The sequence below is a fragment of the Frigoribacterium sp. PhB118 genome (assembly GCF_003751725.1).
Taxonomy (GTDB): Bacteria; Actinomycetota; Actinomycetes; order Actinomycetales; family Microbacteriaceae; genus Frigoribacterium.
Window position 1 is genome coordinate 1 of the sequence record NZ_RKID01000001.1, and the last position, 14,807, is coordinate 14,807.

At 70.7% G+C, this 14,807-nt stretch carries 12 protein-coding genes, 1 rRNA gene and 1 pseudogene; all 14 read left to right on the plus strand.

All coding sequences use genetic code 11. The features are described from left to right. Positions 1-154: 154 nt before the first annotated feature. Positions 155-271: ribosomal RNA gene (rrf, locus tag EDF21_RS00005) — 5S ribosomal RNA — on the plus strand. Between the two features lie 788 nt (positions 272-1,059). Further along, complete coding sequence (locus EDF21_RS00010) at positions 1,060-1,911, plus strand: hypothetical protein (RefSeq protein WP_199736164.1); 852 nt, start codon at positions 1,060-1,062, stop codon at positions 1,909-1,911. Beyond that, positions 1,904-2,908 carry an HAD-IIA family hydrolase gene (locus tag EDF21_RS00015; protein ID WP_233568298.1) on the plus strand — a complete coding sequence of 335 codons (1,005 nt, stop codon included), beginning with the start codon at positions 1,904-1,906 and terminating at the stop codon, positions 2,906-2,908. Before EDF21_RS00010 ends, EDF21_RS00015 begins: the two co-directional genes overlap by 8 nt. Before the next feature lie 48 nt (positions 2,909-2,956). Beyond that, positions 2,957-3,175 (plus strand): hypothetical protein, encoded by a 219-nt coding sequence (locus EDF21_RS00020; RefSeq protein ID WP_123569907.1) that lies wholly within the window; start codon positions 2,957-2,959, stop codon positions 3,173-3,175. Then, on the plus strand, positions 3,172-3,987 hold the full coding sequence (locus EDF21_RS00025) for a TlyA family RNA methyltransferase (RefSeq protein WP_123570738.1): 816 nt from the start codon (positions 3,172-3,174) through the stop codon (positions 3,985-3,987). The genes EDF21_RS00020 and EDF21_RS00025 overlap by 4 nt, the downstream gene beginning before the upstream one ends. A 5-nt stretch (positions 3,988-3,992) precedes the next feature. Then, positions 3,993-4,976 (plus strand): NAD kinase, encoded by a 984-nt coding sequence (locus tag EDF21_RS00030; protein ID WP_233568379.1) that lies wholly within the window; start codon positions 3,993-3,995, stop codon positions 4,974-4,976. Continuing rightward, positions 4,973-6,694 carry a DNA repair protein RecN gene (gene recN, locus EDF21_RS00035; protein WP_056044880.1) on the plus strand — a complete coding sequence of 574 codons (1,722 nt, stop codon included), beginning with the start codon at positions 4,973-4,975 and terminating at the stop codon, positions 6,692-6,694. The genes EDF21_RS00030 and recN overlap by 4 nt, the downstream gene beginning before the upstream one ends. Before the next feature lie 51 nt (positions 6,695-6,745). Then, the gene (locus tag EDF21_RS00040) at positions 6,746-8,455 is read left to right on the plus strand and encodes a CTP synthase (protein ID WP_123570739.1); all 1,710 of its coding nucleotides are present in this window, start codon (positions 6,746-6,748) and stop codon (positions 8,453-8,455) included. Then, on the plus strand, positions 8,452-9,024 hold the full coding sequence (locus EDF21_RS00045; RefSeq protein WP_123569909.1) for an NUDIX hydrolase: 573 nt from the start codon (positions 8,452-8,454) through the stop codon (positions 9,022-9,024). Before EDF21_RS00040 ends, EDF21_RS00045 begins: the two co-directional genes overlap by 4 nt. A gap of 49 nt (positions 9,025-9,073) precedes the next feature. Beyond that, on the plus strand, positions 9,074-9,997 hold the full coding sequence (xerD, locus tag EDF21_RS00050; RefSeq protein WP_123569910.1) for a site-specific tyrosine recombinase XerD: 924 nt from the start codon (positions 9,074-9,076) through the stop codon (positions 9,995-9,997). Positions 9,998-10,194: 197 nt separating this feature from the next. Then, positions 10,195-11,094 (plus strand): ParA family protein, encoded by a 900-nt coding sequence (locus EDF21_RS00055; protein ID WP_056044876.1) that lies wholly within the window; start codon positions 10,195-10,197, stop codon positions 11,092-11,094. Next, complete coding sequence (locus tag EDF21_RS00060) at positions 11,078-11,932, plus strand: ScpA family protein (RefSeq protein ID WP_123569911.1); 855 nt, start codon at positions 11,078-11,080, stop codon at positions 11,930-11,932. Before EDF21_RS00055 ends, EDF21_RS00060 begins: the two co-directional genes overlap by 17 nt. Further along, positions 11,922-12,560, plus strand: a complete 639-nt coding sequence (scpB, locus tag EDF21_RS00065; RefSeq protein ID WP_056044874.1) for an SMC-Scp complex subunit ScpB — start codon at positions 11,922-11,924, stop codon at positions 12,558-12,560. The genes EDF21_RS00060 and scpB overlap by 11 nt, the downstream gene beginning before the upstream one ends. Continuing rightward, positions 12,550-13,344 (plus strand): annotated as a pseudogene (locus EDF21_RS16930) (pseudouridine synthase); the annotation flags it as partial. The gene scpB and the pseudogene EDF21_RS16930, both read left to right, overlap by 11 nt. Positions 13,345-14,807: the final 1,463 nt, after the last annotated feature.

The following is a 14,807-nucleotide window of genomic DNA, read 5'->3' on the forward strand; positions in this document are numbered from 1 at the left end:
TCCCTGTAGAGGTGGGGGAAAGCTGCTTGCGTCCACTATGTGGTTCCCGAAATACGGTCGGGAACAACTCAACAGACAAGTCGCCACATCTGTAACGGATGGGGTGCATGGTCTGAAACAGACTTCACCACCAGTGATGGTGTGTGGTAAATGTTTCGGCGGCCATAGCGAGAGGGAAACGCCCGGTCACATTCCGAACCCGGAAGCTAAGACTCTCAGCGCCGATGGTACTGCAAGGGGGACCTTGTGGGAGAGTAGGACACCGCCGGACTCCTTTTAGTGCGAACAGCACACGAAACACCAGAAGAGCCGCCCCAGTTGGGGCGGCTTTTCTGCGTTACGGGACGAATCTCGCCCAGCCGAACCGCGCCTCCTGCAGTCGTGGTCGCTTTGGTAGAGTCGACCCTTCACAACTCGACAGCTGGCAGAGAACAACAGAGGAGCACTTCGGTGACTGATCGCGACGACGACGACCGCAAGGACGGCCCACGCCGTCCCTCCTCGGGCTCTGGCAGCGGGGGAGCGAACCGCGGTGGGGGCACAGGCCGGCCCTCGTTCGGTGACCGGAGTCGATCCTCGAGCGATCGCCCGGCTGGCGGGCGTCCCCCGCGCGGCGACCGTCCTTCCGAGGGACGACCCACCAACGGACGTCCCAGCGGGGGACGACCCTCGAGCGGCGGCCCACAGCGCGGGGATCGTCCGTCCTACGGTGATCGGCCGCAGCGCGGGGATCGTCCCTCGCATGGTGACCGGCCTCAGCGGGGAGATCGTCCGTCGTCCGGCGACCGTCCGCAGCGCGGTGGTCGCCCGGGTGGCGACGATCGTCGCGGAGCAGGGCCTCGTGCCGGTTCGACGGGACGTGGCGATCGTCGAGAGGGCTGGACGCCCCGCGAGACCCCGGAAGACCGTGACCCGTTCGGCATCAAGTCGGTCCGTCCGGCGCAAGAGGTCGCGCACGTCCCGGATGACGTCGAGCCCCGTGATCTCGACAAGGTCGCCCGTGGTGAGCTCAAGACGCTCAGCAAGGAGAACGCGGACTGGGTGGCCAAGCACCTGGTCATGGCTGGTCGTTTGATCGACGAGGACCCGGAGGAGGCCCACAAGCACGCCCTGTCGGCAGGACGTCGGGCCGGGCGCATCTCCGTCGTCCGCGAGACGATCGCCATCACGGCCTACCAGGTGGGGGACTACGCCCTCACCCTCCGCGAACTACGCACCTACCGTCGCATCTCGGGCCGTGATGACCAGTTGCCTCTCATGGTCGACAGTGAACGGGGTCTGGGTCGTCCCGAGCGGGCGCTCGAGCTCGGGCGGTCCGTCGACGTGTCGACACTCGACGTCCAGGTGCGCGTCTCACTGGCCATCGCGATGTCGGGTGCACGTCTCGACCTCGGCCAACCCCAAGCTGCTCTGGGCGAGCTCGAGATCCCCCAACTCGACCGGACGAAGGCGTTCAGCTACAGCCCGGCCCTCTTCGCCGCCTACGGCACGGTCCTCGAGGATCTTGGTCGCCCCGACGAGGGCGAGAAGTGGCTCGAACTCGCCGACCGGGCCGAGGACGCTCTCGCGGCTCTCGAACACGGTGGCGCCGACGGCGAGACCGTGGAGATCGTCGAGGAGGACGTCGAATTCTCGGACGAACGACCCGTCGTCCTCGACGAGCCCGCTGAGCTGACCACCGAAGAGTCCGATGAACCCACGTCTGACGAGTCCGGTGAGCCGGCACTCGGCGAGCCCGGCGAGGTGTCAGCGGAGCCTCAGGGCGGCACCGACGACCTGGACGGACCCGAGCAGCGTCCGGACGACCAGACGGACGAGCAGCACGATGAAGAGCAGGGCCAGCACGATGAGACTGCCGATCCCGAGACGGCCCCGCAGGGCACGGACCACGCCGACGACGACCGTGCCTGACGCGATCACGCCCCTCGACGGCGTCGACACCGTCCTCGCCGACCTCGACGGGGTCGTCTACCGGGGGCGGCACGCCATCGAGCACGCGGTCGAGAGCCTGACGGACCTGGCTCGCACCCGTCGGGTCGGGTACGTCACGAACAACGCGTCGCGGACCGCCGAGACGGTGGCCGGTCAACTGGCCGGTTACGGACTCGAGGTGGGCGCGGACGACGTGGTGACGTCCCCGCAGGCCGCTGTGCGCCTCCTCGTCGATGCCGTGCCCGCCGGCTCGACGGTGCTGGTCGTCGGCGGCGAGGGCCTGACGTCGGTGCTCGAGGCCGAGGGCTTCGTCGTCACCCGTTCGGCCGACGACGCGCCCGCGGCGGTCGTGCAGGGTTTCAGCCCCGACGTCGGATGGGCGCAGCTCGCCGAGGCGTCCTTCGCCTTGCACACGGGCATCCCGTGGATCGCGACGAACACGGACTGGACGATCCCGCAGGAGCGTGGTGTCGCGCCCGGCAACGGAACGCTGGTGTCCGCGGTCCACACGGCCGTCGGGCGCCTGCCCGTGACCGCCGGCAAGCCCGAGACCCCGATCTTCACCGCGGCCGTCGAGAGGTTCGGGGCGACGAAGGCCGCGTTCATCGGGGACCGGCTCGACACCGACATCGTCGGCGCGAACGCCGCGGGACTCGTCTCGATCCTGGTGCTGACCGGCATCGACGGCGCGAAGCAGGTGCTCGCCGCCGACGCGAAGTCCCGGCCGGACTTCATCGTCGGCGACCTCCGTGAGTTGGACCAGCCGTACCCCGACACCGTCGAACACGACGAAGAGGACGTGCACGTCGTCACGGTCCGTGGGGCGAGCGTCGCCGTCCGCGGTCACGTGGTGCGGGTGTTGTCCGACGGAGGCGACCCCGTCGACCTGCTGCGCGCGGGGGCCGCCGCGGTGTGGGGGACAGGCAAGGCCATCTACGGGCTCGACGTCGACCCGAAGCTGCACGCCGACGGCTGATCGCTCCCGACCCGACCGTCAGGGGCGGCGGCTAGTCTGGACGGCACCATGAGCGACCATCCCGACGCGACCGTCCGCGGCGACACCGACCTCGACGTCGTGGACGCCGGAGACCGTCAGGAGGCGCAGGTGGCGTCCGCCGAGCAGCTGTCGGGCATCGAGTCCCTCCCCTTGTCCTCGCGGGCCGAGGCCTTCGCCGCGATCCACGACGAGCTCCGCGCCGTGCTCGAGGGCACCACCGACGACATCGGTCAGGGCGGTCGATGACGGCCGCCGAAGCGCCGGGGGATCGACTCGACTCGGTTCTCGCCCGGCGTGGTCTCGCCCGGTCACGGACGCATGCCGCCCGCTTGTTGTCGGACGGATTGGTGACCGTCAACGGCGTGGGAGTGGTCAAGGCGTCCGCTCGGGTGGGCGAGTCGGACGACGTCGCCGTCGCCGGCCTCGACCACTACGTGAGTCGTGCGGCACACAAGCTCCTTGGCGCGCTGGACGCGTTCGGGGTCGACCCCACGGGCCGGACGGCCCTCGACGTCGGAGCGTCCACGGGCGGGTTCACGCAGGTCCTCCTCGAGCGCGGGGCCGAGCACGTGGTCGCCCTCGACGTCGGCCACGGTCAGTTGGCCAACCCGGTTCGTTTCGACCCGCGGGTCACGATCGTCGAGGGCGAGAACGCGCGGTACCTGACGGCCGAGCGGTTCGCGGCGTTGACGACCCGTGCCTCCTCGGTGTCGCTCGTGGTGGCCGACGTGTCGTTCATCTCGCTGACGATGGTGCTCCCCGCACTCGTGGCGAGCGTGGGTGTGGACAACGACTTCGTCCTGCTGATCAAGCCGCAGTTCGAGGTCGGCCGACAGGGCGTCCGTGAAGGCCTCGTGCTCGACCCCGTGCTGCGGAACGAGGCCGTCACCACGGTGTTGTGGGCCGCCCACGACCTGGGGCTCGGCACGGCCGGGCTCATCTCGTCCCCGATCGTCGGCGGCTCGGGCAACCGCGAGTACTGTGTGCACTTCTCGGCCTCGGTCGGGACGAATCCGACAGAATGGCTCAGCACGGCCGACAGCTTGACGAGAGGGTGAACGACATCTCTTCGACCCGACACATCCTGGTCGTCTCGCACACGGGGCGTCCCGACTCCATCGACGCCGCCCTCGAGGTCTGCGGGCTGTTGGGCGACGCCGGTGTGGTTCCCGTCCTTCCCCGCGACGAGTGGGACGACATCCGTCGGGCACAGCCCACGGCCGCCATCGACGACGTCGAGATCCTGTTCGACGGCGTGGCCTGTGACGACCTCGAATGCGTCATCGTCCTGGGTGGCGACGGCACGATCCTCCGTGCCGCCGAGTTGATCCGCGGTACCCGCGCTCCCATCGTCGGCGTCAACCTCGGCCACGTCGGGTTCCTGGCCGAGAGCGAGCGCGACGAGATGGCCGACACCGTCGCCCGCGTCCTTGCGGCCGACTACGAGGTCGAAGAGCGGTTCGCGCTCGACGTCAAGGTCACCAACGGTGACGAGGTCGTCTACGAGACCTGGGCCATGAACGAGGCCACGGTCGAGAAGGCCTCACGCGAGCGCATGCTCGAGGTCGTCATCGAGGTCGACGGTCGTCCCCTGTCGTCGTTTGGCTGCGACGGCGTGGTCATGTCCACGCCGACCGGCTCGACGGCCTACTCGTTCTCGGCCGGCGGCCCGGTGGTGTGGCCTGCCGTGCAGGCCTTGCTGCTCGTGCCGCTCAGCGCCCACGCTCTCTTCGCCCGACCACTCGTCGTCGGGCCCGACTCGGTGCTCGCCGTCGAGGTGCTGAGCCGCACGGACGCTCGCGGCATCCTGTGGTGTGACGGTCGCCGCGAGCACGACCTGCCCCCGGGGGCCCGGGTCGAGTGCAGCCGCTCCGACCAGCCCGTGCGACTGGCCCGCCTGCGGACGGGCCCGTTCACCGATCGCCTCGTGGCCAAGTTCCAGCTCCCCGTCACGGGCTGGCGCGGACCGGCCACCGTCGAGGACGTCGCCGTCGGGGCCTCCATCACCCCGACCACGTCCGATCCGGCCCGCGAGGGCGACCGATGATCGAAGAGATCTCGATCCGCGACCTCGGCGTGATCGGTCGCGCGACCCTGCCGCTCGGCCCCGGATTCACGGCCGTCACCGGCGAGACGGGGGCGGGCAAGACCATGGTCGTCTCGGCGCTCGGCCTGCTGCTCGGTCAGCGTGCCGAGAGCGGCGTCGTCCGCTCGGGCAGCCCCCAGGCCGTCGTGGACGGCCGCTGGCTGGTCCCTGCCGAGGGGGCCATCGTCGAGCGCGTCCGGGACGCGGGCGGCGACGTCGACGACGGCGAGCTCTTCCTCAGTCGTGTGGTCTCGGCCGAGGGACGTAGCCGTGCGGTGGTCGGCGGACGCACGGCCCCGATCGGCGTGCTCGGCGACCTCGCCGACCACCTCGTGGTGGTCCACGGCCAGTCCGAGCAGATCCGACTGAAGTCCGCTGCCGCCCAACGCGCGGCCGTCGACGCGCACGGCGGGGCCGCCCTCGCCGAGGCCGCCGCACACTACCGTGGCGCGTACGACGCCTGGCTGGCCGCCCGAGCAGAACTCGACGAGATCACCCGCGACCGCGACGCCCGACGTGACGAGGCCGACACCCTGCGGGCCGCGATCGACGAGATCGAAGGCCTCGCCCCCGTGGCCGGCGAACTCGACGAGCTCGATGCCGCGGCCGAGCGACTCAGCAACGCCGAAGACCTCAGGCTGGCAGCCGGCCTCGCCCACGAGGTGCTCTCGACCGACGCGGTCGACGGGACCCGCGACGTCGTCTCCCTCGTGGAGGAGGCACGCCGTCAGATCGAACGCGTCGCCCCGCACGACCCGGCGCTCGAGCCCATCGCCGACCTGCTGGCCGAGGTCAGCGTGCAGGTCGGCGAATCCGCCTCCCGCCTGTCGAGCTACCTCGGCACCCTCGACGCCGACGTGGCCGTCGAACTCGAGTCGGTGCAGACCCGGCGCGCGGACCTCGCCGGGCTCGTCCGCAAGTACGGCCCCACCCTCGACGACGTCATCCGCCTCCTCGACGACGGCAGCCGACGCCTGGTCGAGCTCGACGGCGACGACGACCGCCTCGCGCACCTCGACGACGAGGTCGCCGAGCTGCGGGCCGAGGCCGAACGACGGGCGGGCGTCCTCGGGGACCTGCGCCGCGCCTCCGGGGCCGACCTCTCGACGCGGGTCAGCGCCGAGCTGAGCGCCCTCGCCATGACCGGTGCCGAGATCGTCGTCGAGGTCTCGCCTCGGGACGAGCTCGGGACGAGCGGCGGCGACGTCGTGTCGCTCCTGCTGAGGCCGCACCCCGGCAGCGAGCCCCGCCCCCTCGGCAAGGGCGCGTCCGGCGGCGAACTCTCGCGCGTCATGCTCGCGCTCGAGGTCGTCATGGCCGGGTCGAGCGACGTGCCCACCTTCGTCTTCGACGAGGTCGACGCTGGCGTCGGCGGTTCGGCCGCGATCGAGATCGGCCGACGCCTGGCGGCGCTCGCCGAGCGGGCACAGGTCATCGTGGTGACGCACCTGGCCCAGGTCGCCGCGTTCGCCACCAACCACCTCCGCGTCGTCAAGGACGCCTCGGGCGAGGTGACGGCGAGCAGCGTGCACCAGCTCGAGGGCGACGAGCGCGTCGCCGAGATGGCCCGGCTGCTCTCGGGACTGCCCGACAGTTCCAGCGGTCTCGAGCATGCCCGTGAACTGCTCGAACTCGCCTCGTCGGCCCGACGACCGGCCACGGCCGACACACGTTCGTAACAGGCGTGGTCTGTCGGAACGGCTCGGTGTGACATAGGATGGAATCCCGTGGTGAACGTTGAGAACTCGGGTCCAGATGCCAGCACGACGAAGCACATCTTCGTCACCGGAGGCGTCGTCTCCTCCCTCGGAAAAGGCCTGACGGCCGCCAGCCTGGGCAATCTGCTCACGGCCCGCGGGTTGCGGGTCGTCATGCAGAAGCTCGATCCGTACCTGAACGTCGATCCGGGCACCATGAACCCGTTCCAGCACGGTGAGGTCTTCGTCACCGACGACGGCGCCGAGACCGACCTCGACATCGGGCACTACGAGCGGTTCCTCGACATCGACCTCGGCCAGTCGGCGAACGTCACGACGGGGCAGATCTACTCGACCGTCATCGCGAAGGAACGCCGCGGTGAGTACCTCGGTGACACCGTGCAGGTCATCCCGCACATCACCGACGAGATCAAGCGGCGCATGCGTCAGCAGGCCGACGACGACCCCAAGCCCGACGTGATCATCACCGAGGTCGGCGGCACGGTCGGCGACATCGAGAGCCAGCCGTTCATCGAGGCCGCTCGTCAGGTGCGCCACGAGCTCGGTCGCAAGAACGTCTTCTTCGTGCACGTCTCCCTCGTGCCCTACATGGGCGCGTCGGGCGAGCAGAAGACCAAGCCGACCCAGCACAGCGTCGCGGCCCTGCGCTCGATCGGCATCCAGCCCGACGCCCTCGTGCTGCGCAGCGACCGTCCGGTCAGCGAGAGCAACAAGAAGAAGATCGCCCTGATGTGCGACGTCGACGAGGACGCCGTGGTCAACGCGAAGGACGTCGCGAGCATCTACGACATCCCGGCCATGCTGAACGACCAGGGGCTCGACGCGTACATCATCGACCACCTGGGCCTCGGCGAGAAGGCCGGCGAGGTCGACTGGTCGGGCTGGCAGCCCGTCTTGACCGCCGTCCACGAGCCGAAGCACGAGGTCACGATCGGCCTGGTCGGCAAGTACATCGACCTGCCCGACGCCTACCTCTCGGTCACCGAGGCCCTCAAGGCCGGCGGGTTCGCACACCAGACCAAGGTGTCGCTGACCTGGATACCCTCCGACGACTGCGAGACCGCCGAGGGCGCCGCGAAGGCCCTCAGCAAGGTCGACGGCATCTGCGTGCCCGGTGGCTTCGGCATCCGCGGCATCGAGGGCAAGCTCGGCGCGCTGCGCTTCGCGCGCGAGAACAGCCTGCCGGCGCTCGGCCTGTGCCTCGGCCTGCAGTGCATGGTCATCGAGTACGCGCGCAACGAGGCCGGCCTGACCGGCGCCTCCTCGTCCGAGTTCGACCCCGACACCGAGTACGCGGTGGTCGCGACCATGGCCGAGCAGGTCGACATCATCGCCGACGGTGACCTGGGCGGCACCATGCGCCTCGGCCTCTACCCGGCCGCGTTGACGCCGGGCTCGCTCGCCGCCGACCTCTACGGGTCCGAGCTGGTGTCCGAGCGTCACCGCCACCGCTACGAGGTCTCGAACCAGTACCGTCAGCAGATCGCCGACGCGGGCCTGCGCTTCTCGGGCACCTCACCCGACGGCACGCTCGTCGAGTACGTCGAACTCGACCGCGACGTCCACCCGTTCTACATCGGGACGCAGGCCCACCCCGAACTGCGGTCCCGCCCCAACGACGCGCACCCGCTGTTCGCCGGGCTCGTGGCGGCGTCGCTCGAGCGCCACGATGCGAGCAAGCTGTTCGCCGACGAAGCCGACGCCGCCGAGGTCGTGGCGTGACCGACACGACCGGTGAGCCGCTCGCCGACGAACCGGCATCGCCGACAATCACGAAGTCCGAGGTCGTCTTCGAAGGCGCGGTCTGGAACGTCAAGCGCGACACCGTCGACTACAACGGCTCGCCGATGGTGCGCGAGTACGTCGCGCACACCGGTGCCGTGGCGGTGCTGGCCATCGACGACCAGCAGCGCGTGCTCGTGATCAAGCAGTACCGGCACCCGATCCGCTCCCGCGACTGGGAACTGCCCGCCGGCCTGCTCGACGCCGAGGGTGAGAGCAAGCTCGACGCCGCGAAGCGCGAGCTCGCCGAAGAGGCCGACCTGCAGGCGACGAACTGGGACGAGCTCGTCTCGTTCCACACCACACCCGGCGGCAACGACGAGATGGTCACGGTCTTCCGGGCGACCGGCGTCGGCGCCACGGCGGACGCGTTCGAGCGGAGCGACGAAGAGGCCGACATCGAGAAGCGCTGGGTCTCGCTCGACGAGATCGTCGACGGAGTGCTGGCCGGCCGGCTGCACAACTCGATCCTCAGCATCGCGGCGCTCGCCGCGGTCGCGTCCCGCTGAGGCGTGCGTCGCCGAGGTGGCACGGCGGTCCCGGCCGTAGCCTGACCTCGTGACGATCGAGGAGGCGCTGGACAGGTACCTGAGACACGTCTCGGTCGAGCGTGGCCTCAGCCCGAACACGACCGCCGCGTACCGCCGCGACCTCGTCCTCTGGCGAGCGCACCTGGCGGAGGCCGGACGGCGCACCCTGGACGAGGTCGAGGCCGCGGACGTCGCGACGTTCCCCGCGGCTCTCGCGACCCGCGCCGAGAAGCCGCTCGGCGCCTCCTCGGTGGCCCGGGTGTTGTCGTCGGTGCGCGGTTTCCACCGCTTCGCGCTCGAGGAGGGGCTGGTCGCGGTGGACGTGGCAGCCACCACCCGGCCGCCCAAGCTGCCGAGTCGCTTGCCCAAGGCGATCTCGGTGGGTCAGGTCGAGGCGCTGCTCGCCGCGACGGACGGTGACGAACCGACCCGGCTGCGCGACAAGGCCCTGCTCGAGCTGCTCTACGCGACGGGGGCACGCGTGAGCGAGGCCGTGTCGCTCAACGTCGACGACGTGATCGAGGGCGACGTCGTGCGCCTGTTCGGCAAGGGCAACAAGCAGCGCGTCGTCCCGCTCGGCAGCTACGCGCGCCGGGCTCTCGACGCCTACCTGGTGAGGGCCCGACCGGTGTTCTCGCCGCGGGGAGACCCGACGCCCGCGCTGTTCCTCGGCACGCGCGGGGCCCGGGTGTCCCGGCAGAACGCGTGGCTGATCATCCAGGCGGCGGCCGACCGGGCGCAGCTCGGCGTCGAGGTGTCGCCGCACACGTTGCGGCACTCGTTCGCGACGCATCTGCTCGAGGGCGGGGCCGACGTCCGGGTCGTGCAGGAGTTGCTCGGGCACTCGTCGGTCGCGACGACGCAGATCTACACGCTGGTGACGGCGGACGCGCTGCGGGACGTCTACTCGACGGCGCACCCGCGCGCCCGGTGGGCGTCGTCACCCGCGTGACGACCTGGCGACGACCCGGCGACGACCCGGCGACGACCCGGCGCCCACCAGGCGGGGACCCGAGGCCGACCCGGCCCCGATCCGGCCCCGACCTGGCGCTGACCAGGCAAAACCCTCAAGCAAGGCATGAGGCTTCCTGGTGACGGGCCGGGCGCGGCAGCCCGTCGGCGTCGGGGGGCGCCGGTACTCTCGTACCCGTGAGCACCAAGCCGACCTCGAGCACCCCCGCCCTCTTCGAGAGCGCTCCGGCGACCGTCCCCGCGAACGGCCCCACCGGGCGCCCGCGCACCGAGTTCCCGACTCCCGCGCCCCTGTCGAGCCACGGCCCGGCCCGCATCATCACCCTCTGCAACCAGAAGGGCGGCGTCGGCAAGACCACCACGACGATCAACCTCGGTGCCGCGTTCGCCGAGTACGGCCGTCGCGTGCTGGCCATCGACTTCGACCCGCAGGGTGCGCTGACGGCCGGCCTCGGCGTGCAGTCGCACGACCAGGCCACGATCTACGACCTGATGATCGGTGCCGTGAAGGACGCGCACGACGTCATCGTGCCCACCCGCGTCGACAACCTCGACGTCATGCCGGCCAACATCGACCTCTCCGCCGCCGAGGTGCACCTCGTCAACGAGGTCGCCCGCGAGCAGATCCTCGCGCGCATCCTGCGCCAGGTCAGCGACGAGTACGACGTCGTCCTGATCGACTGCCAGCCCTCGCTCGGCCTGTTGACCGTCAACGCCCTCACCGCGGCGCACGGCGTGCTCATCCCGCTCGAGTGCGAGTTCTTCGCCCTCCGCGGCGTCGCCCTGCTCGTCGAGACCATCGAGAAGGTGCGCGACCGGCTCAACCCCGCGATCACCCTCGACGGTATCCTGCCGACCATGTTCGACTCGCGCACGCTGCACAGCCGCGAGGTGCTCGAACGCGTCGTCGAGGCGTTCGACGACCAGGTGCTCGAGACCGTCATCGGCCGCACCGTTAAGTTCCCCGACGCCTCGGTCGCCGGCACCCCGATCACCAAGTTCGCCCCCGAGCACCCGGCGGCGCAGGCCTACCGCCAGCTGGCCCGAGAGCTGATCGCGCGTGGTGCCGCGGCCTGAGTCGGCGACCGCCGAGGCCGGCGCCGACGAGACCGCCCTCGCGGGCCCGGAGGTCTCGCCGGGCTTCGAGGTGCGGCTCGAGAACTTCAGCGGGCCGTTCGACCTGCTGCTCTCGCTGATCAGCAGGCGTGAGATGGACATCACCGAGGTCGCCCTCAGCGCCGTGACCGACGAGTTCCTGTCGTTCCTCCGTCGCATCGACACCGACGAGAACCTCGACCAGGCCAGCGAGTTCATCGTCGTCGCGGCCACGCTGCTCGACCTCAAGGTGGCGGGGCTGCTGCCCCAGGGCGAGCTCGTCGACGCCGAGGACGTCGCCCTGCTCGAGGCGCGCGACCTGCTCTTCGCCCGGTTGCTGCAGTACCGGGCCTTCAAGCAGGCCGCCGAGTGGTTCGCGCAGCACGGCGCTGCCGAAGCGGCGCGTCACGCCCGCTCGGTGCGGCTCGAACAGAAGTACCGCGTCACGACCCCCGAGCTCGTCTGGACGCTCTCGCCCGACGACTTCGCGGCGCTCGCCACCCTCGCACTGACGCCGCGCGAGACACCCACGGTCGGCCTGGACCACCTCCACGCCCCCCTGGTCAGCATCCGCGAGCAGGCGGCCGTCGTCGTGGCGCTGCTCCGTCGTGGGACGGTCCTCACCTTCCGCCAGCTCGTCGCGGGAATCGACGAGAAGGGCGTCGTCGTCGCCCGGTTCCTCGCGCTGCTCGAGTTGTACCGCCACGCGTCCATCTCGTTCGAGCAGGTCGAGCCGCTCGGTGAACTCAGCGTGCGCTGGGTGGCCGAGACCTGGACCGAAGAGAACCTCGCGGCGCTGGGGGCCGACTATGAGGGCTGACGCGACCCGCGCCTCCTCGGCCGTCGACACGGCCGACGACGACGTCGTCCAGGACGTCGACGAGTCGCCGTCGTCACCCGATGCCGTCGCACGTCGTCTCGAGGCGTTGTTGATGGTGGCCGACGAGCCGCAGTCGCTCGTCGACCTGGCGACCGCCGTCGGCGCCCCCGTCGCCGCGGTGCGGCAGGCGATCACGACGCTCGTGGCCGATTTCGACGGTGTCGACGGCACGATCCGACGGGGTTTCGAGCTGCGTGAAGTCGGTGGCGGCTGGCGATTCTACGTCCGTGACGAGCACGATCCGGTCGTGCGCGATTTCGTGCTGACGCAGAACCCGACGAAACTGTCCTCAGCGGCTCTCGAGACGCTGGCGGTCATCGCCTACAAGCAACCCATCACCCGCAGCAGCATCGCCCAGATCCGGGCGGTCAACGTCGACTCGGTCGTCCGTACGCTGTTGGGTCGCGGTCTGATCACGGAGTCGTCCACCGACCCCGAGACAGGCGCCATCAACTACGAAACGACAGGCCTCCTCTTGACCCATCTCGGCATCAACTCGCTCGATGAGCTGCCGCTCATCTCGCCCCTGCTCTCGGACGGCCAGGGGGGGTTCGACGATGTCGCGTAGTCAGTTCTCCTCCGACGACTCCGAGCTGGCCTCGGGCGAGCGCCTGCAGAAGGTCATGGCGGCCGCGGGCGTGGCCTCGCGCCGGGTCAGCGAAGACATGATCGCCGCCGGGCGGGTGACGGTGAACGGCAAGGTCGTCACCGAACCCGGCCGCCGCATCGACCCGACCAAAGACAAGATCGTCGTCGACGGCAGCGCCGTGCAGCTCGACGCCACGCGTCGTTACGTCATGCTCAACAAGCCGGTCGGCATCGTCAGCACCCTGAGCGACGAGAACGGCCGGCCCGACCTGCGTCAGTTCACCGAGCAGTACGAAGAGCGCCTCTTCAACGTCGGCCGCCTCGACGTCGAGACGAGCGGCCTCCTCGTGTTGACCAACGACGGCGAGCTCGCGCACGTTCTCGCGCACCCGTCGTTCGGCGTCACCAAGACGTACATCGCGAAGGTCAAGGGCGTCGTCACGCCCGCCGTGCTGAACGAGCTGATGACCGGCGTCGAACTCGACGACGGCCCGATCGCGGCGGACAAGGCGACGCTCGTCGCCGGTGGCGCGGGTCTCTCGCGTTCGTCCGACTCGTCGCTGATCGAGATCACCCTGCACTCCGGGCGCAACCGCATCGTCCGTCGCATGCTCGAGGCCGTCGGCCACCCGGTCATCGACCTCGTGCGCCGGTCGTTCGGCCCGCTGCACCTCGGCACGCTCAAGGTCGGCCACATGCGCTCGCTGACCAAGGTCGAGCTCGGGGCCATCCTCACCATCTCGCGCGACGCCACGGCCGACTCGACGGTCGACGCCGCCCCGATCACCGAGAGCCCCGACGCCCCCGTCGACGAGGCCGACGTCGTCGAGCTGGCCCTCGCCGACGACGAGGTCGAGAAGGACTACTACGACGAGGACGACGAAGAGTACGACCCCGCGACCGATGCCCGTGCCGAGCGTCGCCGTGCCGCGGCCCGTGACCAGGCCGAGTCGACCTCGCGCCGGGCGCAGGTCCGGCGAGAGCAGGAGGCGCGCCGCGGTCAACGCGACGAGAGCCCGACCCGAGGTGGGTACCAGGGCAACCGGCACGACGGACGCTCGGGCGATGAGCGTCCCGTGCGCGGCTACCAGGGCAACAACGACGACGGTCGCGGACGCGAGGGACGACCGGCTCGCACCGGTTACCACGGCAGTGACGAGCGTCCCGCTCGCGGCGGGTACCAGGGACGCGACGACCGCGCTGGATCTCGTGGTGGCTACCAGGGCCGCAACGACGACGGCCGCGGCGAGTCTCGTGGTGGCTACCAGGGGCGGAACGACGACGGCCGCGGGCGCGACGAGCGTCCGGCCCGTGGCGGGTACCAGGGACGTGACGACCGCGGTGGAGCACGACCGGGGTACCAGGGCCGCAACGACGACGGCCGCGGTCGTGACGATCGCGGTGGGTTCGTGTCACGCGACGATCGCGGCTCGCGCGGCGGGTTCGTCTCGCGCGACGACCGTGCGCCGCGAGGTGGCGGAGACCGTCCGCTGAGCCCTGGTGAAGAGCGCGCGGCGGGGTACCCGAACCGTGACGCCAACCGCGACCCGCGCACCGGACGCCCCTCGGGCATCCGTGCCGGCGGCAAGGCGACCAACCGCGGATGGGTCGACCGCGGCGCAGCGGAGCGGGGCGAAGACGACCGTGGCGCGCGTGACGACCGTCGTGCCGGTGCCGGTGCCGGTGCCGGTGCCGGTGGCTACACGGGTGGGCGCGATTCGCGCGACGACCGTGGGGGCTCGCGTGGCGGGTACCAGGGCCGCGACGACCGGAGTGGACGTGACGATCGTGCCGGTCGTGCCGGTCGTGACGACCGTGGTGGTTCGCGCGGTGGGTACCAGGGTCGCGACGACCGTGGTGCGTCGCGTGGCGGCTACCAGGGACGAGAACAGCGTGACGACCGCGGAGACTCGCGCGGTGGCTACCAGGGTCGTGACGACCGCGGTGGCTCGCGCGGTGCCGGCTACCAAGGTCGTGACGACCGCGGAGACTCGCGCGGTGGCTACCAGGGTCGCGACGACCGTGGAGGCCGCGACGGGGCGCGCAGCGGCGGCTACCAGGGCCGTGAGCAACGCGACGACCGCGGGGGTTCGCGCGGCGGACCCGCCCGTGGCCCGCGCGACGACCGCGGAGGCCGCGACGACCGCGGAGGCCGCGACGACCGTGGCGGTCGCGACGACCGCGGCGGCGACCGTCCGTACCGTGGCCGACCCGACGCCGGGGGACG

Bases quoted from the DNA above. Each gene is read 5' to 3' on its own strand.
- EDF21_RS00010 (WP_199736164.1), top strand. From the start codon at position 1,060: ATGGCTGGTCGTTTGATCGACGAGGACCCGGAGGAGGCCCACAAGCAC.
- EDF21_RS00020 (WP_123569907.1), top strand. From the start codon at position 2,957: ATGAGCGACCATCCCGACGCGACCGTCCGCGGCGACACCGACCTCGAC.
- EDF21_RS00025 (WP_123570738.1), top strand. From the start codon at position 3,172: ATGACGGCCGCCGAAGCGCCGGGGGATCGACTCGACTCGGTTCTCGCC.
- recN (WP_056044880.1), top strand. From the start codon at position 4,973: ATGATCGAAGAGATCTCGATCCGCGACCTCGGCGTGATCGGTCGCGCG.
- scpB (WP_056044874.1), top strand. From the start codon at position 11,922: ATGAGGGCTGACGCGACCCGCGCCTCCTCGGCCGTCGACACGGCCGAC.